16 protein-coding genes are annotated in these 17,471 nt (G+C 74.0%); 7 read left to right on the forward strand and 9 right to left on the reverse strand.

Annotated features, from left to right (window positions below; genetic code table 11):
• Positions 1-46: 46 nt before the first annotated feature.
• On the forward strand, positions 47-1,288 hold the full coding sequence (locus ACWC9R_RS08015) for an MBL fold metallo-hydrolase (protein ID WP_450729525.1): 1,242 nt from the start codon (positions 47-49) through the stop codon (positions 1,286-1,288).
• A 127-nt stretch (positions 1,289-1,415) separates the two neighbouring features.
• Here the strand turns inward: ACWC9R_RS08015 and ACWC9R_RS08020 are convergent, their stop codons facing one another.
• Together ACWC9R_RS08020 and ACWC9R_RS08025 are read right to left on the reverse strand one after the other, a co-directional pair.
• Positions 1,416-2,060 (reverse strand): DedA family protein, encoded by a 645-nt coding sequence (locus ACWC9R_RS08020; protein ID WP_450729526.1) that lies wholly within the window; start codon positions 2,058-2,060, stop codon positions 1,416-1,418.
• Positions 2,060-2,839: an MBL fold metallo-hydrolase gene (locus ACWC9R_RS08025; RefSeq protein WP_450729527.1), complete on the reverse strand. Its 780-nt coding sequence runs from the start codon at positions 2,837-2,839 to the stop codon at positions 2,060-2,062. The genes ACWC9R_RS08020 and ACWC9R_RS08025 overlap by 1 nt, the downstream gene beginning before the upstream one ends.
• Positions 2,840-3,204: 365 nt before the next feature.
• Here ACWC9R_RS08025 and ACWC9R_RS08030 point away from each other — a divergent pair, with 365 nt between their 5' ends.
• The 4 genes from ACWC9R_RS08030 to ACWC9R_RS08045 all read left to right on the forward strand — a co-directional run bounded on the left by ACWC9R_RS08030 (position 3,205) and on the right by ACWC9R_RS08045 (position 8,261).
• Positions 3,205-5,340, forward strand: coding sequence for a phage holin family protein (locus ACWC9R_RS08030; RefSeq protein WP_450729648.1), 2,136 nt, complete (start codon positions 3,205-3,207; stop codon positions 5,338-5,340).
• An 87-nt stretch (positions 5,341-5,427) separates the two neighbouring features.
• The gene (locus ACWC9R_RS08035; protein ID WP_450729528.1) at positions 5,428-6,837 is read left to right on the forward strand and encodes an amino acid permease; all 1,410 of its coding nucleotides are present in this window, start codon (positions 5,428-5,430) and stop codon (positions 6,835-6,837) included.
• 286 nt (positions 6,838-7,123) lie between these two features.
• Positions 7,124-7,621, forward strand: a complete 498-nt coding sequence (locus tag ACWC9R_RS08040; protein WP_450729529.1) for a lamin tail domain-containing protein — start codon at positions 7,124-7,126, stop codon at positions 7,619-7,621.
• Between the two features lie 226 nt (positions 7,622-7,847).
• Positions 7,848-8,261, forward strand: coding sequence for a nuclear transport factor 2 family protein (locus tag ACWC9R_RS08045; protein WP_450729530.1), 414 nt, complete (start codon positions 7,848-7,850; stop codon positions 8,259-8,261).
• A gap of 40 nt (positions 8,262-8,301) precedes the next feature.
• On the opposite strand, the gene ACWC9R_RS08050 is transcribed toward ACWC9R_RS08045, so the two are convergent.
• Positions 8,302-9,117, reverse strand: a complete 816-nt coding sequence (locus ACWC9R_RS08050) for a helix-turn-helix domain-containing protein (RefSeq protein ID WP_450729531.1) — start codon at positions 9,115-9,117, stop codon at positions 8,302-8,304.
• A gap of 346 nt (positions 9,118-9,463) precedes the next feature.
• Between ACWC9R_RS08050 and ACWC9R_RS08055 the strand changes: the two genes are divergently transcribed.
• Entirely contained in the window at positions 9,464-9,775 is a 312-nt protein-coding gene (locus ACWC9R_RS08055) for a 4a-hydroxytetrahydrobiopterin dehydratase (RefSeq protein ID WP_362601133.1), read from the forward strand.
• Positions 9,776-9,804: 29 nt separating this feature from the next.
• Here ACWC9R_RS08055 and ACWC9R_RS08060 read toward each other — a convergent pair whose 3' ends face one another.
• The 3 genes from ACWC9R_RS08060 to ACWC9R_RS08070 form a co-directional block, all read right to left on the reverse strand.
• On the reverse strand, positions 9,805-10,749 hold the full coding sequence (locus ACWC9R_RS08060) for a YihY/virulence factor BrkB family protein (protein WP_450729532.1): 945 nt from the start codon (positions 10,747-10,749) through the stop codon (positions 9,805-9,807).
• 86 nt (positions 10,750-10,835) lie between these two features.
• Positions 10,836-12,215: a cryptochrome/photolyase family protein gene (locus ACWC9R_RS08065; RefSeq protein WP_450729533.1), complete on the reverse strand. Its 1,380-nt coding sequence runs from the start codon at positions 12,213-12,215 to the stop codon at positions 10,836-10,838.
• A gap of 70 nt (positions 12,216-12,285) precedes the next feature.
• A complete protein-coding gene (locus ACWC9R_RS08070; RefSeq protein WP_450729534.1) occupies positions 12,286-13,392 on the reverse strand; it encodes a DUF1266 domain-containing protein in 1,107 nt (368 codons plus the stop codon).
• A 102-nt stretch (positions 13,393-13,494) separates the two neighbouring features.
• Between ACWC9R_RS08070 and ACWC9R_RS08075 the strand changes: the two genes are divergently transcribed.
• A complete protein-coding gene (locus ACWC9R_RS08075; RefSeq protein ID WP_450729535.1) occupies positions 13,495-14,397 on the forward strand; it encodes a class I SAM-dependent methyltransferase in 903 nt (300 codons plus the stop codon).
• A gap of 52 nt (positions 14,398-14,449) precedes the next feature.
• On the opposite strand, the gene ACWC9R_RS08080 is transcribed toward ACWC9R_RS08075, so the two are convergent.
• The 3 genes from ACWC9R_RS08080 to ACWC9R_RS08090 all read right to left on the reverse strand — a co-directional run bounded on the left by ACWC9R_RS08080 (position 14,450) and on the right by ACWC9R_RS08090 (position 17,390).
• A complete protein-coding gene (locus tag ACWC9R_RS08080) occupies positions 14,450-15,241 on the reverse strand; it encodes a VOC family protein (protein WP_450729536.1) in 792 nt (263 codons plus the stop codon).
• Between the two features lie 203 nt (positions 15,242-15,444).
• Positions 15,445-16,278 carry an aldo/keto reductase gene (locus tag ACWC9R_RS08085; RefSeq protein ID WP_450729537.1) on the reverse strand — a complete coding sequence of 278 codons (834 nt, stop codon included), beginning with the start codon at positions 16,276-16,278 and terminating at the stop codon, positions 15,445-15,447.
• A 41-nt stretch (positions 16,279-16,319) separates the two neighbouring features.
• Entirely contained in the window at positions 16,320-17,390 is a 1,071-nt protein-coding gene (locus ACWC9R_RS08090) for a hypothetical protein (protein WP_450729538.1), read from the reverse strand.
• Positions 17,391-17,471 lie beyond the last annotated feature (81 nt).

Consider the following 17,471-nt stretch of genomic DNA (forward strand, 5'->3'; position numbering starts at 1 on the left):
CCACCCCGCACCCGCCCCGGTTCCGCCCACCGAAAGGAGCCCCTCGATGACCGAGCGGACCGAGCGCCCCCTCGCCGAGCAGCCACCCGACACCGAGCGGCTCACCGACACCGAACGGCTCCCCGGCGCCGGGCCGCCACACGACACCGAGCGGCTCCCGCCCGCCGCCCCCGGCGATGGTGCCGGAGCGGGCGGGGGAGCGGGTGGAGGAGGGGACCACACCCCGGCTCCGGCCGCCGGGCGGCCCACCGTGGACGCGCCGGTCCTCCCACCCGCCGCCCCGCCCCCGCACACCACCCCGCCCCCGCTCACCGCGCCGCGCCCACTGGGCGAACCCCGCACCTGGCCACGCGACTTCACCCACCGGCTGACCGCGCCGCTGCCCGGTGTCCGCGCCCTGGCCCGGATCGCCCGGGAGGGCAAACTGCGCCCGCCGCCCGGGACGCTCCCCGACATCCAGCAACTCCCCTTCGCACCGGGCCCGATGCCGGCCGCCGGCCCCACCACCCTCGCCCTCACCTGGGCCGGACACGCCAGCTGGATCATCCGGATCGGCGGGCTGACCGTACTGACCGACCCGGTCTGGTCCCGCAAGATCCTCGGTACGCCCGCCCGGGTCACCCCCGTGGGCGTCCGCTGGGAGGACCTGCCGCCCGTCGACGCCGTCGTCATCAGCCACAACCACTACGACCACCTCGACGCCCCGACCCTCAAGCGGCTGCCACGGCACACCCCCCTGCTGCTCCCCGCCGGGCTGGCGCCCTGGGCCCGCCGCCGCGGCTTCACCCAGGTCACCGATCTCGACTGGTGGGAGGCGGTCGAACTGCCCGCCCCCGGCGGCCCCGTACGCTTCGAATTCGTCCCCGCCCACCACTGGAGCAAGCGGACCCTGACCGACACCTGCCGCTCCCTGTGGGGCGGCTGGCTGCTGACCGCGCCCGACGGGCGGCGGGTCCACTTCGCCGGCGACACCGGCTACGGCCACTGGTTCGAGGAGATCGGCCGCCGCCACCCCGGCATCGATCTCGCGCTGCTGCCCATCGGCGCCTACGACCCGCGCTGGATGCTGCGCCCGGTGCACACCGACCCGGAGGAGGCGGTCAGGGCCTGTCGGGACCTGGGCGCCCGCGCGCTGGCCCCGATGCACTGGGCGACCTTTCTGCTCTCCGGCGAGCCGCCCCTGGAACCGCTGCACCGGGTCCGCGCCGCCTGGGCCGCCACCGGACGCCCCCGCGAGGACCTCTGGGACCTTCCCGTCGGCGCCTCGCGGGTGCTGGACGGGCGCTGAGCGGCGGGCGGACCTGAGCGGCGGCGCGGGCCGGAACGGGCGCCCCATGGCGGGGACTTCGGCGGGCGGGCCTGGGGACGGGGCTTCGGTGGACGGGCCCTGCGGACCGGGCTTGGGCCGACGGGCCCTACGTACCGCCCCCGTCCCGCGTGGGTCCGACCCGCCGCCAGGCCGCCGGTGCCACCGCGATCACCATGGTCACCGCGATCGCCGCCACCACCCCCTGCCACGCGGAACGGAACAGCGAGCCGCTCAGCAGCCCGATCAGCTGGTACGTCGCCGCCCAGGCCAGACACGCCGGAACGTCGCCCCGCACGAACCGTCGCAGCGGCATCGCCGCGAGCAGACACGCCAGCATCACCGGAATCCGCCCGGCCGGCACCAGCCGGGACAGCACCAGCACCAGGACCCCGTGCTCCCGCAGCCTGAGCCGGGCGCGGGCCAGCCGCTCCGGCGCGGCGCGGGCGCGCAGCCGCGCCAGCCAGCGCGACCCCTGGGGGGAGTGACTGCCGCGCCGCCCGAGCGCGTACAGCCCCACATCGCCGAGGAACGCGGCGGACGACGCCACCGCGAAGACCATCAGCAGCGCGAACGGCGAGGCGTGATGGAAGGCGACCACCGCCGCCGAGCTGACCAGCGCCCCCGTCGGCACCACCGGCACCAGCGACCCGAGCACCACCAGCAGGAACAGCGACGGATAGCCGACCGCCTGCTGCGTCGACTCCGGCGGCACGGTCCGCGCCAGCTCAGCGAGTTCACCAAGGAGCGTCATCACACGGCCTTCGGCCGGACCGACTCGCCGTGCCCGAGCCGGTGCACCGTCACCTCGGGCGCCAGCAGCGCCACCTGCCGCTCGAACTCCTGGCCCGGCGCATGGAACTCATGCGGCCGCACGGCGTCCAGACCGATCGGCCAGTACGTGCCGTAGTGCACCGGGACCACGCAGCCCGGCGCCAGCCGCGCCGCCGCCTGTGCCGCCCGCCGCGCGTCGAGATGGCCGGGCCCGAGGAACGGCCCCCAGCCGCCCACCGGCAGCAGCGCCACCTCGCACGGCCCCACCTCCGCCGCCATCGCCTCGAACAGCCCGGTGTCGCCCGCGAAGTACGTCCGTGCCGTGCCCCGTACGACATAGCCGAGCGCCGGCACCCGGCGCGGTCCGCAGGGCAGCCGCCGCCCGTCGTGCGCGGCGGACACCGCGCGGACCGTCACCGCACCGGCCGCGCACTCCTCACCCGCCCGCAGCTCGGTGATCCGCAGCGCACGGGCCGCGGCCACCCGCCGCAGCCCCGGCACCGCGGCCGTCGCCCCGCGCGGCACCACCAGCCGGGTCCCCGGCGCGAGCCGGGCCAGTGAGGGCGGGTGCAGATGGTCGGCGTGCAGATGTGAGACCAGGACGACATCGGCCCGTGCGGCCTCGGCCGGCGGCAGCGCGCCCCGCCGGCGCCGCAGATGGGCCAGCCGGCGCACGAACAGCGGGTCCGTCAGCACCCGCACGCCGGAGTCCTCGACCGTCACGGTGGCATGCCCCCACCAGGTGACCTCCACCGACACCGAGCACCTCCCGTCCCGACGGGCCGGCTCGCTCACCGCGGGCGGCCGTCTCGCTTCCCGTGCGCGTCCTCTCGATCCTCCACCATCCGGGCCGGAAAGCGGCCGATAGGGAGCAGCGACGGCGAGCGGCCGATGGGGAGCGGCCGACGGCGAGCGGTCGCCGGGGGAGCGAACCGCCCGGCGCGGCGGGCCCGGGACGCCCGACCCGGCCGACTCCGGCCTCGGGGAGAGCCGGGGGCGCCGGGGAAGCCGGGAGGGGCCGTACCGACCGCGGCGCGCGGTGCGTTCCCGCGGGCCGCGGTGCCATGCTGGCGGCAGGCCCGCCCCGCCGGGCGGGCCGGAGGGTGAGGTGGAACGGCGTGCGGATGCCGCGGTGGAAGGCCCTCAGCGGAGCCCTGTTCCGGGTGCTCGCGGTCTGGCTGGTGTCCACCCTCACCCTGCTCGTGCTCGCCGGTCTGCTGCCCGACTTCCGGCTCCAGTCGCCGGGCGGCGACAGCCTCACCCGCACCGCCCTCACCGCCGCCCTCGGCGCCGGCGCGTTCGGCCTGCTCAGCGCCCTGGTGTGGCCCCTTCTTGTCCGTGCCCTGCTGCTGGTGCCGGCGCTCGTCCTCGGCCTGCTGGTCTTCTTCCTCAACGGCTCCCTGCTGCTGCTCGCCCTCGACCTGGTCCCCGACGCGCGCGGACAGGCCGGACCGGAGACCGCGGTGATCGTCGCGGCCGCCATGTCCGCCGCCTCCTCGGCCACCTCCGGCTTCCTCGCGGTACGCAACGACGAGGCCTACCACCGCCGGCTGGTCCGGCTCGCCGGCCGCCGCCGGGGCCACCGGACCGGCCGGTCCCGCGGCCCGGACACCCCCGGCACGCTCTTCCTCCAGCTCGACGGGGTGGGCCACGACCTGCTGCGCGAGGCCGTCCGGGGCGAGCGGCCGCTGATGCCGACCGTCGCCCGCTGGGCCGCCGCCGGCCACCGCCTCACCCCCTGGCGCACCGACTGGTCCAGCCAGACCGGCGCCAGCCAGCTCGCCCTCCTGCACGGCAGCAACGAGGACCTGCCGGCCTTCCGCTGGTACGAGAAGGACACCCGCACCGTCGTCGTCAGCAACCGGCCCAGCAGCGCCGCCGAACTCCAGCGCCGCGCCGTCGAGCGCACCGGCGACGGCGGACTGCTCGCCCACGACGGCGCCAGCCGCGGCAACCTCTTCAGCGGCGGCGCCGACCAGGTCGCCCTGGTGATGTCGGTGGCGGCCCGGCGCGGCAGACACAACCGCTCCCGCGCCGGCTACTTCGCCTACTTCTCCGACCCGGCCAACGCGACCCGGACCGCCGTCTCGTTCGTCGCCGAGGTCGTCCGCGAGATCGTCCAGTCGCTGCGCACCCGCTTCCGCCGCGAACTCCCGCGGGTCAAACGCGGCGGCCTTTACCCCGTCATCCGGGCCTTCGCCACCGTCGTCGAGCGCGACGTGGTGGTCGCGGCCGTCATCGGCGACCTGCTCGCCGGCCGCACCGCCATCTACGCCGACCTCGTCGCCTACGACGAGGTGGCCCACCACTCCGGACCCGCCCACCCCGACGCGCTCCAGGTCCTGCGCGGCCTCGACCGGGCCCTCGCGCTGATCGCCCGCGCCGCCCGGCACGCACCGCGCCCGTACCGCATCGTGCTGCTCTCCGACCACGGCCAGAGCCACGGCCCGACGTTCCTGGAGCGCTACGGGCTGAGCCTGGGCGATCTGGTCCGCGCCGGATGCGGGCTGCCGGTGCCCCGCCGCGCGGGACGCACCCCCAGCGGGGCCGAGGCCAGGGAGGCGGCGCGGGCCGCGCTGCACCGTCCCGAGGAGGCGGCCGGGCAGCGCCCGGAGCGGACGGCGAAACCGGACCTCGCCCACCCGCTCGTCCTGGCCTCCGGAAACCTCGGTCTGGTGTCCTTTCCCGACGTGCCCGGCCGGATCACCCGCGAGGAACTGGACCGCAGACACCCCGCCCTGCTCTCCACCCTCGCCAACCACCCCGGCATCGGCTTCCTGCTGGTCCGCTCCGCGGTACACGGCCCCGTGGTGCTCGGCCCGGCCGGTGCCGAGCACCATCTCGGCACCTGCCGGGTCATCGGCGCCGACCCGCTGGCCCCGTTCGGCGACGGTGCGGCCGACGCCGTCCGCCGCACCGACCGCTTCCCGCACGCCGCCGACCTCATGGTCAACTCCGCCTGCGACCCGAAGACCGGCGCGGTACACGCCTTCGAGGAGCAGATCGGCTCGCACGGCGGCCTGGGCGGCGCCCAGAGCCACCCCTTCCTCCTCTGGCCCGCCGAGCTGACCCCGCCGGCCCCGGACGGCGAGCCGCTGACCGGCGCGGAGCAGGTGCACCGGGTGCTGCGCCGCTGGCTGGCCGAGGCGGAGGGACCACAACTGCCCCTCGGGCCCGCCGCGGACGAACTCCGGCGCGGGATGCGTCCGCCCGGAGGTTTTCCACCCCCGGACCCCACCCCGCAGGACGATCCCCGCTGATTTTGGGCGGAGGCCACCGATCGCCGACGATGGGACACCGCTCGGTAACCCCGGGTGCACAGCGCACGACGAGAGGCCCACCACGCCATGAACGACCGGCACACGCGCCGCTTCGGTCTGGGGACCGCCACCTGCCTAGTGATGGGCAACATCATCGGTGGCGGCATCTTTCTGCTGCCGGCTTCGGTGGCCCCGTTCGGCACCATCAGCCTCGTCGCCTTCGGCGTCCTGACCGTCGGCGCCGTCGCCCTCGCCCTGGTCTTCGGGCGGCTCGCCGAGCGCCACCCGGACACCGGCGGCCCCTACGTCTACGCGCGCGAGGCGTTCGGCGACTTCGCCGGATTCCTCTCCGCCTGGTCGTACTGGACCATGACCTGGGTCAGCAACGCGGCGCTCGCGGTCGCCATCGTCGGCTACGCCCACGTCCTCCTCCCGGGCCGTCCCAGCGACGCCGGCGACCTCGCGATCGCCCTCGGCGCGCTCTGGCTCCCGGCCCTCGCCAACTTCGCCGGCACCCGCTACGTCGGCCTGGTCCAGACGGTCTCCACGGTCCTCAAGTTCGTCCCGCTGCTCTTCATCGCGGTCGTCGGCCTGTTCTTCTTCGACCCGGCCAACCTCGGTTCGTTCCACGAAGGCAGCGGCAGCGCGCTCGGCGGGATGTCCGCGGCCGCCGCGATCCTGCTCTACTCCTACGTCGGTGTGGAGTCCGCCGCGATGAGCGCGGGCGAGGTCCGCGACCCGGAGCGGAACGTCGGCCGGGCCACCGTCCTCGGCACCGTCGGCTCCGCCGTCGTCTACCTCCTGGGCACCGTCGCCGTCTTCGGCACCGTCGCCCACGACAAGCTGGTGAAGTCCCAGGCGCCGTTCTCCGACGCGGTGAACGCGATGTTCGGCGGGCACTGGGGCGGCACCGTCGTCGCGATCGCCGCCGTCGTCTCGATCATCGGCGCCCTCAACGGCTGGACCCTGATGAGCGCCCAGTCCCCGTACGCCGCGGCCAAGGACGGGCTGTTCCCCGCACCGTTCCTGACCAAGCGGCGCGGGGTGCCGACCTTCGGCGTCCTGGCCGCCGTGGTGCTGGCCAGCGCCCTCACCGTGATCAACTACCTGATCGGCTCCGGCGGCGTCTTCGAGATCCTGGTGCTGATCACCACCTTCTCGGCGACCGTCCCCTACCTCCTCGCCGCCGGCGCCCAGGTCTACTTCCTCCTCACCGGCCGCCGCGACAAGGTCCGCCCCGCCCGCTTCGCCCGCGACATGACCCTCGCCCTGACCGCCTTCGGCTTCACCTTCTGGCTCGTCGCCGGCGCCGGCTACGCCGCGATCTACCAGGGCGTCCTCTTCCTCTTCGCCGGCATCCTCGTCTACGCCTGGATGGCCGCCCGCCGCACCACCCGCCAGGAAAACCCGCCGGCCACCCACTCCACACCCGCGGACGACGAGGCAGCCCTTGCCGCATCCGCCGCGAGCGCCACAACACCTCCGCGAACGAGCTGACGGGCCGCGGCCTTCCGGCGCGGGCGCGGCGTCAGTGCCGCCTCATTGGCCCTGGCCGGGTATGCCTGGCTGACGTCCCTGTGGCCGGGGGCCGGACGGCGGTTGAGCGGCAGCTGACCAGGCCTGACCGAGATTCCTCCCCAGGCACCCCCAGCCGTGCATCCACGGGCGGGCATGCACCCCTTCCGGTCGAGTTCAGTCGCAGTTGTTCACTGTGCAACCATCTCAGTCCTTCGCAAGTCCTTCACATGCAACACAAGGTCATCAAACTGTGGAGGGATCTCTCATGCGTAAGCGTCCTGTCGTCGCTGCCGCCGCCGCTGCCACTGCCGGCGCGCTGGCCTTCCTTGTCGCCGCCCCGGCTCAGGCCGCGGAGTACCACTCGGCGTTGAAGGTCCGCGGGGTCCAGTACGACGCCCCCGGCCGGGACTCCAACAGCTGCTCCTCGGGCAACACCGACGAGGAGTACGTCACGATCAAGAACTACTCGTCGGCGACCATCAACCTCAAGGGTTACGTGGTGAAGGACGCCACCGGCAATCGCTTCACCTTCACCGCCAGCCACTACCTGGAGCCCGGGGACTATGTGAAGCTCCGCGGCGGCCACGGCAGCGACTCCGACACGTACAACGTGGTCTACCGCGACAACTGCAACTTCCTGTGGAACAACGACCGCGACACCATCTACCTGTACAAGCCCTCGGGCAGCCGCTCGGACGTCCACTCCTACACGAAGCGCGGCTCCGACTCCGACGGCAACGGCTACATCCGCTATCACAGCTGAGCGAGGTGGAGTGCGTGGGGCGGCGCCCTCCGTCCCCACCACAGGCAACCTGCCCTGAGGGCTTCGCCATTACCTCTCGCGTAATCGCCTACCGCCTCGCCGCCCGGCAAGGTGAAGGCACCGGTTCACGGGCCGGCGCACTCCGGCCCGTGGATCGGCGTCAGGGACGTGGTGCTGTTCCGGCATCACGGGTTCACGGCATGTGAGGCGAGGAGTGGAGAGCGTCATGACGCAGCAGCAGGAACAGGGCGGGCGGCAGGTATCGGGCGAGGCGGACCGGTACGTGGTCGCTGTGGTGCGGTACCTCGAGGCGTGGAACGCGCGAGAGGAGGGGGCGTTGGGTGAGGCCGTGGGGGCGGCGTTCTGCGAGGGCATCACCTACACCGATCCGTTGGCCGATGTCGCGGGGCATGACGGGCTGGCGGCTGCGATCGCGGGGGCGCACGCGCAGTTCCCCGGTTATGTGTTCCGGCAGGTGGGGGACGTGGACGGGCACCACGACATCGCGCGGTTCGGGTGGGAGCTGGTGAGTGTGGCGGACGGGTCGGCGCCGGTGGCCGGGTTCGATGTGGTGCGGCTGAGGGAGGACGGGCGGATCGGGGCCGTGCTCGGGTTCCTGGACCGGGTGCCTGCTGTGTGAGGCCCGTTCGCCGCGCACGGGCCGGGCGGGTGCTCGGCCCCTACAGTCGCACCTCCCGCAGATAGGCCGCCGTCTCCGGATCAGCCGGCAGGAGGGTTTCCACGGCGAGTTCGGAGACGGTCACGTCCATGGGGGTGTTGAAGGTGGCGATGGTGGAGGTGAAGGACAGCACGGTGTCGTCGTGTTCGATCACCATGGGGAGGGCGAAGGGGGCGTGTTCGCCCAGGGTGGCGGTTTCGTGGCCGCCCGGTGGCAGGGGGTAGGCGCTCACCTCGTCGTAGAGCGCGCGCAGGGGGGCGGAGCGCATCAGGGCCAACTGGCGCTCCATCTGGGAGAACAGGTGGCCGCGCCACTCCCGGAAGTTGCGGATGCGGGGAGCCAGGCCGTCGGGGTGCAGGGTGAGCCGCATGGCGTTCAGCGGCGGCTGCAGCAACGACGGGGCGACGCCCGCCAGCAGCAGGGTGATGCCGCGGTTCGCCGCCTGGACCTGGTAGATCCCGTCGACCACCAGCGCGGGGAACGGTTCGTAGGCGGTCAGCAGGCGTTCCATGCCGGAGCGCAGGGCGGCCATCGACGGGGCGTCCAGCGGGGTCTCCGGGAAGGCCGGGGCGTAGCCCGCCGCGATCAGCAGGGCGTTGCGCTCCCTTACGGGGACGTCGAGGTGTTCGGCGAGCCGGAGCAGCATCTCCTGGCTGGGGCGGGAGCGGCCGGTCTCGATGAAGCTGATGTGGCGGGCGGAGGAGTCGGCGCGCAGCGCCAGTTCGAGCTGGCTGATCCGGCGCCGGTCGCGCCATTCGCGCAACAGCGCGCCCACACCCGTGGTCGTCTCCGGTGACGACGCCGCAGCAGTAGTCATGGGAGGGACGGTAGCTGAGGGGCGGAGGCGGTGGGCGGGGTCGGCAGCCGTGGGGGAGGGGCCGGACGGGCGGGCGCGGGCCTACGGGACCAGAGCCCGGCGGGAAGACACCTAGGGGAGAGCCCCACGGCAAAAGCCCTAAGGGAAAGATGGGGGTCGCGGGCGGGTGTGGTGGGCCGGTCGTCGGGGAGGGTGTGTGTGCCGGGCCGGCATTGCGGGGGAAAGGGGTGTCGGCGTGTCAGGCTGGGAGCGGTGAGGGGCCGCGGCCGGCCGGCGGCGGTGCGGAGGGCGTACGTATCGGGAGCCGGCTCATCGGAGGGCCGGCACACGGCGAGAGGCGGGCGTGATGAATGCTCAGGTGGAACCGCTCAGCGAGAAGGAGATCGAGGAGCGTCTCGCGGAGCTGCCGGGGTGGTCGGTCGAGGGTGAGCTGCTGCGCCGGGAGTACCTCTTCCACGGGCATCTCCCGGCCGTCGCCATGGTCGTCCATATCGCGCAGATCCAGGAGGAGCTGGGACACCACACCGACCTCACCCTGGGCTACAACCGGATCGGCATCGCGGTGAACACCCACAGCGTCGGCGGCCGGATCACCCAGCTCGACTTCGGTCTCGCCCGGCGTATCGAGGACATCGCGCCGGGCCACGGGGTGCGCTGACCCGGCGGGGCGGGTCGCCGCCCACGGGCTCAGCTGCCGGTGCGGGGCCGCACCACCCGCCCCGCACGCGCCAGTTCCACGTTGAACTGGGCGCCGGACAGCAGCGACAGATGGGAGAACCACAGCCAGATCAGGAACACCACCGGCCCGGCGAGCGAACCGTAGAGCCGGTTGAAGGTGCCGACGTACGAGGCATAGAGGGCGAATCCGGCGGAGGAGATCAGCCAGAGGAGCACGGCCACCACACCGCCCGGGGCCGCTCTGCGCACCCCGCGCGAACTGGGCGGTCCGGAACGGAACAGCACCATCGCCAGCACGGTGGCCAGAAGCAGCAGCAGCGGCCACTTCAGCAGGTTCCAGGTCGCCTCGCCGGCCTCCCCGAGACCCACCGCCCGGCCCAGCGCGGTCGCGATCGGCCCGCTCACCAGCAGCGCCACCGCGCTGCTGATCAGCAGCGCCATCAGCAGCAGCGCCGTGCACAGGATGCGCGGTGCCTTGCGCCACGGCGGCCGGTCGTCCTTGGTGCGGTGCATGGCGTGCAGCGCACGGCGGAACACCGCCAGATAGCTGCAGGACGACCACAGCGCACTGACCAGGGCGCCGCCCAGCACCACCCACGCGGCCGTCTGCTGGTGCGCCATCCCGACCAGCGCCCGGTGGACGGCCGGGCCCGAGTCGGCCGGGGCGAGCGAACTGATCTGGTTGATGAGCTGTCCGGTGGCCGGCGGATCGGCGAGGCCGATCAGCGACACCGTGACGATCAGCGACGGCAGCAGCGCCAGCACCGAGTAGTACGTCAGGCTCGCCGCCCAGTCCGTCACATCGTCGTGCCACACGGACAGCGGCGTACGGCGCAGCGCGGTACGGCACTGGGCCAGGGTCGGCAGCGTGGCCGGCTGTCGCGGCCCGACCGCCCCGAGTGCCCGGTCCAGCTGTGTCCGGTCCAGCCCTCGGCGCATCCCGCTCCCGCCCATGTCGTATCCGTCCTCTCCGTCGGTCCGCCCTGCATCATCTCCCGGCCCGGATGCCGTCCACGACACACGGCCGGCCGGTGGCCCGCTCACGTCAGCCCGCGTGCCCGCCTGAACCGCGCCAGCCCGTCCGCCAGATCCACCACCGGCTCCGGGTAGTCGCAGGCCGCACGCTCGGGCCCGGACAGCTTCCACGGCTGGTGCACCGCCGCGCCCGCGAGCCCCGCCAGCTCGGGCACCCAGCGCCGTACGTAGTCCCCCCGGGGGTCGAACCGCCGGGCCTGGACCAGCGGGTTCAGCACCCGGTTGGGCCGGGTGTCGGTGCCGGTGCCGGCCACCCACTGCCAGTTGAGCTGGTTGTTCGCCATGTCGCCGTCGACCAGCAGATCCAGGAAGTGGCGCGCGCCCACCCGCCAGTCCACATACAGCGTCTTGGTCAGAAAGCTCGCCACCAGCATCCGCGCGCGGTTGTGCAGCCAGCCCTCGTACAGCAGCTGCCGCATCCCGGCATCGACCACCGGATAGCCGGTACGGCCCTCCTTCCACGCCGCCACCTCCGCCTCGTCATGGCGCCAGCGGTCGTCCCTGGCGCGGTAGTCGGCGCGCGCCGCGCCGGGGCGGGCCGCCAGCACCTGGTGGTGGAAGTCCCGCCAGGCCAGCTGCCGTACGAACGCCTCGGCGCCGGCGCCGCCCCGGCCGGCCGCCTTGTGCACCAGCTCCAGCGGGGAGAGGCACCCGAAGTGCAGATACGGCGAAAGCCGCGAGGTGGCGTCGCCCGGCAGATCGTCCTGCCGGTCCTGGTACTCGGCCATCCCCGACCGCTGCCAGGCCCCGAACCGGCGGCGCCCCGCCCGTTCGCCGCCCTCCGGCAGGCCGGGCGACGGCGTGCCGTCCGGGCACAGGTCCCGCGCGGACGGCAGCTCCCCGGACCGCACCTCGGCGGGGACCCGTACGGAGCGCGGCGCGGGCAGCACCGACCGCCTCCCCGCGGCCTGCCAGCGCCGGAAATACGGGGTGAAGACCGCGAAGTGGTCCTTGTCCGGGCCGGTGGGCAGCACCGCGCCCGGCGCCAGCGCCGTGATCACCGCGTCATGCACCACCAGCGAACGCCCCGCGGCCGCCAGCTCCGCGGCCAACCGCCGCTCCCTGCGCAGCGCGTAACCGCTCACCCCGGCCGCGAGATGCACCTCCCCGGCCCCGGCGTCCGCCGCCACCCGGCAGGTCTCGGCGACCACGTCCCCCGTACGGATGACCAGCCGACCGCCCCGTTCGCGCAGCCCCGCATCGAGATCCGCCAGCGCGTCGGCCAGGAACGCCGCCCGGTTGGGCACCAGGAACCCGGCGTCAGCGATCCCGGTGTCGACGACGAACAGCGGTACCACCCGGTGCGCGGCGCGCAGCGCGGCATGCAGCACCGGCTGATCGTGCAGCCGCAGATCGGAGCTGAACAGGCAGATCGCTACATCCATGCCCTACGTCTACACGAACCGGCGCGGGGCGAGACGCCCGTAGTGGGCGTCCGCGGTGGGCGCCCGCCCGTCAGGCGAAGGGCAGTCCGCGCCACGGCGAGGCCGGGTCCTGGGTGAGGACGCGGTGGAGATGCACCGCCTCCGCGTACGGCGGCCCGAACCAGCCGTTGTCGAACGCCAGCATCCGGCCCAGGGCGTAGCCCGCGGCGAACTCCTGCCACGAGCCGTACACCTCCCTGGCCCGCGCGGCGGCCTGCTGCACGGCCTGTTCGGCCTGGTGCGGAGCGCACAGCCGGGCGCCCAGGCCCCAGCGGACCAGGTTGACGGCGTGCGCGTGGTCCAGCGCGGCCAGGGACACCACCCGGCCGTCGGCGGGCAGCAGCCCGTCCGCGCGGAACCGCTCCTCGTAGCGGGTCACCAGCTCGGGTACGGCGGGGGCGTCCGCCGCGTCAGCCGGGCCCGCGGTCTCCTGGCCGTTCGCGTCCTTCGTGTCTTTCGCGGCCCCGGCATCCCCGGCCCGTGCCCGTGCGCGCAGCGCCGCCTCGGTCTCCGCCGGGACGAACTGACCGCCGAGCAGCTGGTCCAGACGCTGCTGCCAGCCGGCCGGGTCGGTCACCGACCACTGGTCGCGCAGGGTCTGCGCGTCCGCGGCGTGGTCGAGGAAGGCCGTACCGAGCTCGTTCCACGGCACGCTGTGGTGCACCGCGATCGGCGCACCGCACGCCAGGCCCTGTGCGACGGGGCCGTGCAGCGGACCGCCGTAGTGGGTGACGAGCAGTCCGCCGGGCCGTACGCCGCCCTGGGCGCGGTGCCGCAGCCACCCGGCGCGGTGGGTCCGCGACGCGGGCAGATAGGCGGCGCACGGCGTCCCGGGGTTGACCGCCAGCCGCCACTTGTCGTTCGGCCAGTCCTCCGCCAGCTCCTCGACCGAGACGCGGTCGAAGGACTGCTGCGGCTGCCACAGCGGCAGCATGCCGCGGGTCAGGACGGGAATGCATTTACCGCCCGCCGCCGGGTCGTCGTAGACGGGCAGCGGGTCCTGCCCCTGCTGCGGTACCGCCAGATACAGGTCCTCACCGGCGATCGCCGCGACCTGACCCTCCCAGTCCCCACGCGCCGTTGCTTCGCACAGCCGCCGCTCGGTATCCGTCGGCGGCGCCCATCCCGGAGTAGCCACAGGCCCAGACCCTACGATCACCCCTTCCCGCGCGGGAACCTGGGGCTGCCGGAACGGCACCGGCCAAGGCACGCGCACCACCCGTCACGGAGGCTCGACGGCATGACCGACCACGACCGGCCCGGCCCCGGGCACCAGCATCCGCACGACGGCGCCCACCCCGACTGGGAGGTGCTCGGCCCGCACCTGGAACGGGGCGCCGAGCTGTACCTGCCGCTCTACGAACAGGCCGTGTCCTGGCTGTGCGAGCCGCCCGGCGGTCTTGTCCCCGGCGGGGTGCTGAGGGTGCTCGACATCGGCAGCGGCCCCGGCGTCGTCAGCTGTCTGCTGGCCCGCGCCTTCCCGAACGCCGAGGTGGTCGCGGTGGACGCGACCGGGGCACTCCTGGAGCGGGCCCGCGACCGGGCCGACCGCCTCGGTCTCGGCGACCGGGTCCACACCCACCTCGCCGAGGTCCCCGACGGACTCGACGCCCTCGGCGGCGCCGACCTCATCTGGTCGAGCAGGGCGCTGCACCACGTCGGGGACCAGCGTGCCGCGGTCGCCGCCCTGGCCGGTCATCTGCGCCCCGGCGGACTGCTCGCCGTCGCCGAGGGCGGCCTCCCCGCGCGCCATCTGCCGCGCGACCTCGGCATCGGCCGCCCGGGGCTGCAGTCCCGGCTCGACGCGGCCGGTGAGGAGTGGTTCACGCGGATGCGTGCGGGGCTGCCCGACGCCGCCGGCGAGGCCGAGGACTGGCCGGCCTTCCTCGCTGACGCCGGTCTGCGCGCGCCGTGTTCCCGCAGCTTCCTGCTGGATCTGCCGGCCCCGCTGGGCGCCGCGGCCCGCGCCCATGTCGTGGCCACGCTGGCCCTGGCCCGCGACTTGTACGGCGAGCGCCTCGACGAGGACGACCGCGGGACGCTCGCCCGCCTCACCGACCCCGAGGACGCCGCCGGTGTGACCCGCCGCCCCGACGCCTTCGTCCTCTCGGCGCGGACGGTGCACACGGCGCGGGCGCAGTAGCCCACGGCCCGGACCGGCCGCGCCCGGGTGCCGCCGGTCCGCTGTGCCCGGGTCAGCCCTGGTTCATCGGCTTGGGGTTGATCACGGCGAAGGTCGCGCCCTGCGGGTCGCGCACCACGGCCATCCGGCCGGCGACCATGTCGAAGGGCCGCTGAAGTGCCGCGCCACCGGCCGCCGTCACCTTGTCGACGGTCTCGTCGGTGTCCGCCACCGAGAAGTAGGCGAGCCAGTGTGACGGGGTGTCGGCCGGCATCTGCTCGGACATCGGCTGCATACCGCCCACCGGACGGTCCTGCACCGTCAGGGAGTAGTAGTTGTCGGCGCCTTCCATGGGGGCGCTCTCGATGCCGAGGGCGGTCTTGTAGAACGCGGCCGCGGCGGACGGGTCGGTGGTGTTGAGCTCGTTCCAGATCAGCGCGCCGTGTTCGTTGACGATGCCGGCGCCGGGGAAGTCCCCGGGCTGCCAGATGCCGAACACCGCTCCGGTGGGGTCGGCCGCGATCCCCATCCGGCCGAGCGTCATCACGTCCATGACGGGCAGCAGGACCGTGCCCTCGGCTCCCCGTACCGCCTCGGAGGTGGCGTCCGCGTCGGCGGCGGCCAGATAGGTGGTCCACACGGTCGGCGGCGCGGGCTGGCCGCCCATCGGGACCGCGGCCATGATGCCGGCCACCGGTTTGCCGTTGAGTTCGCAGACCGCGTAGCCACCGGTGTCCGGGGGCCCGATCTCGCCGGTCCACCCGAAGACCTGGGAGTAGAAGTCGATGGCCGCTTGCTGGTCCGGGGCCGCGAGGTCGATCCAGCAGGGCGTCCCGGGCTGGTAGGGAGCTGTGACGTCGGGCATCAAGGCCTCCTCGATGGGGCACCTCCGCCACCCTTGCGGGCACGGCGGAGGAGCGGAACGCGGAGGGGTACCGGCCCCGGTCGGCACGCCTCGGGGACCACCCCACACTCACCCTCCACCCTCACCGCCGTCCGCCGAGCCCGCCACTCGGGTACCGCGCGGCGCCGCCCGTACGAGCGGGCGGCGCCGGAACGGAACGGGGATCAGGCCACGTCGAAGGTGGCCGGGTCCGGGCCGAGGCGGTTGCCGGATTCCAGGCCGGCGAGCGCGGTGAGATCCGCGTCGTCCAGCTCGAAGTCGAAGACGTCGATGTTCTCGGATATGCGCGAGGGGGTGACGGACTTCGGGATGACCACATTGCCGAGCTGGAGGTGCCAGCGCAGCACCACCTGGGCGGGAGTCTTGCCGTGCTTGGCGGCGAGCTCCGCGATCACCGGGTCCGCCAGCAGGCCCTTGCCCTGGCCCAGCGGCGACCAGGCCTCGGTCACGATGTTGTGCCGGGCGTGGAAGGCGCGCGCGGCGGCCTGCTGGAACTGCGGGTGCAGCTCGATCTGGTTGACGGCCGGGACGACGGAGGTCTCGCCCAGCAGCCGCTCCAGGTGCTCGGGGTGGAAGTTCGACACGCCGATGGCCTTGGCGCGGCCGTCCGCCTGGATCTTCTCCAGGGCCTTGTACGTCTCCAGGTAGGTGTCCCGGGCCGGGAGCGGCCAGTGGATCAGATACAGGTCCACGTACTCCAGGCCGAGCTTGGCGAGGGAGGTGTCGAAGGCGCGCAGCGTCGCGTCGTAGCCCTGGTCGGAGTTCCAGAGCTTGGTCGTGACGAACAGCTCGTCACGGTCGATACCGGAGGCGGCGAGCGCCTTGCCGGTGCCCTCCTCGTTGCCGTAGATGGCCGCGGTGTCGATGCTGCGGTACCCGGCGTCCAAGGCGTGGCCGACGGCGGTGGCCGCCTGGTCGTCCTCGACCTGCCAGACGCCGTAGCCGAGCTGCGGCATCGCGACGCCGTTGTTGAGCGTGATGGACGGAACCTTGCTCACGGGGGAATCGATCCTTACGTCGGCTTTCGTCTTCAGGGATGTCAACGATCATCCGCGGTCGCGCATTCCCGGGCAGCCGGACGGAATGCACGGGACGCGGGGTGTTCCGGGGCGGCCGCCATGACCGGGGCAGGGCGGCGGCCCGTGACGGCGGGTGCGGAGCGGGGAACGGCGGTGAGTTCGCAGAGCGCGAACGACCCGGCGCACAGCACCACCAGTCCGGCGCACAGCTCCAGGGCGCCGACCGGACCCGGCAGCCCCTCGGGGACCGCGGAGGCGCCGCGGACGAGCCCGTCGGTCACCGTCTGCCCGAGCCACGGACAGCCCCCGCAGGCGAACGCCGAGGCACTGCCGCACCAGGCCGGGGCCAGCGCGGCACGGACCCGGACCCGGGGCAGCAGACCCGGCAGGACCAGCAACACCAGCCCGGCGGCGCCGGCGAGCGACAGCAGGCCCGCGGCCCAGTGCGACGCGTGGGTGAGGACGGTACGGGCGGCCATGTCCGCCGCCGTGACACCCAGGGCCGAACCCGCGCCCCACAGCACCTGGACGGTGCCCAGCACCGCGAGCAGCGCCGCGGCCGGCAGCAGGAAGATCCGCTGCATCGCCCGGGTGCCGGTGTCCGGCAGCGCGCCCAGCCGCCGCCGCAGCAGGCCGCCCCAGCGCTGGTGCGCGTACAGCGCGAAGGCGCCGAACAGCGTCACCGCCTCGACGGTGAAGCCGCCGTAGACGACGCCGTAGACCCAGGGGGCGAGCCAGTCGCCGGCCGCGACCGGGTGGGGGACGCCGGTGACCAGCGCGGTGACGCTGCCGCCGGCGAGCCCCGTCAGCAGCGGGATGAGCAGTCCGGACGCCATCCACAACGGGAACGTCAGCAGCCAGGCCGGGGCGCGGCGGCCGGCCGGCCGGGTCAGGGTGTGGGCCACCACGGCGGCGACGGCGTCCAGGAGGAACGTAAGGACATTGGCCGCGATCCAGGTGGTGCGGCCGACGCGGGAGGTGTCGACGACGCCGATGTCGAAGCCCAGCACCCACAGCAGCTTGAGCGCGAGATACGGCACACAGGCGACGACCGCGAGCCGGCCGAGGAGAGTGAGACGACGGGAATCCATACCAGGAGCCTCGTCGGGACCGGCGCCGACGGCCTCCGTCCGACGGACGATCCCGCTCCGCCGGACGGGGGAACACCGCCG

Source organism: Streptomyces sp. NPDC001219, from assembly GCF_053597915.1.

Bases quoted from the DNA above. Each gene is read 5' to 3' on its own strand.
- ACWC9R_RS08015 (WP_450729525.1), top strand. From the start codon at position 47: ATGACCGAGCGGACCGAGCGCCCCCTCGCCGAGCAGCCACCCGACACC.
- ACWC9R_RS08020 (WP_450729526.1), bottom strand. From the start codon at position 2,060: ATGACGCTCCTTGGTGAACTCGCTGAGCTGGCGCGGACCGTGCCGCCG.
- ACWC9R_RS08030 (WP_450729648.1), top strand. From the start codon at position 3,205: ATGCCGCGGTGGAAGGCCCTCAGCGGAGCCCTGTTCCGGGTGCTCGCG.
- ACWC9R_RS08035 (WP_450729528.1), top strand. From the start codon at position 5,428: ATGAACGACCGGCACACGCGCCGCTTCGGTCTGGGGACCGCCACCTGC.
- ACWC9R_RS08040 (WP_450729529.1), top strand. From the start codon at position 7,124: ATGCGTAAGCGTCCTGTCGTCGCTGCCGCCGCCGCTGCCACTGCCGGC.
- ACWC9R_RS08045 (WP_450729530.1), top strand. From the start codon at position 7,848: ATGACGCAGCAGCAGGAACAGGGCGGGCGGCAGGTATCGGGCGAGGCG.
- ACWC9R_RS08050 (WP_450729531.1), bottom strand. From the start codon at position 9,117: ATGACTACTGCTGCGGCGTCGTCACCGGAGACGACCACGGGTGTGGGC.
- ACWC9R_RS08055 (WP_362601133.1), top strand. From the start codon at position 9,464: ATGAATGCTCAGGTGGAACCGCTCAGCGAGAAGGAGATCGAGGAGCGT.
- ACWC9R_RS08060 (WP_450729532.1), bottom strand. From the start codon at position 10,749: ATGGGCGGGAGCGGGATGCGCCGAGGGCTGGACCGGACACAGCTGGAC.
- ACWC9R_RS08065 (WP_450729533.1), bottom strand. From the start codon at position 12,215: ATGGATGTAGCGATCTGCCTGTTCAGCTCCGATCTGCGGCTGCACGAT.
- ACWC9R_RS08075 (WP_450729535.1), top strand. From the start codon at position 13,495: ATGACCGACCACGACCGGCCCGGCCCCGGGCACCAGCATCCGCACGAC.
- ACWC9R_RS08080 (WP_450729536.1), bottom strand. From the start codon at position 15,241: ATGCCCGACGTCACAGCTCCCTACCAGCCCGGGACGCCCTGCTGGATC.
- ACWC9R_RS08090 (WP_450729538.1), bottom strand. From the start codon at position 17,390: ATGGATTCCCGTCGTCTCACTCTCCTCGGCCGGCTCGCGGTCGTCGCC.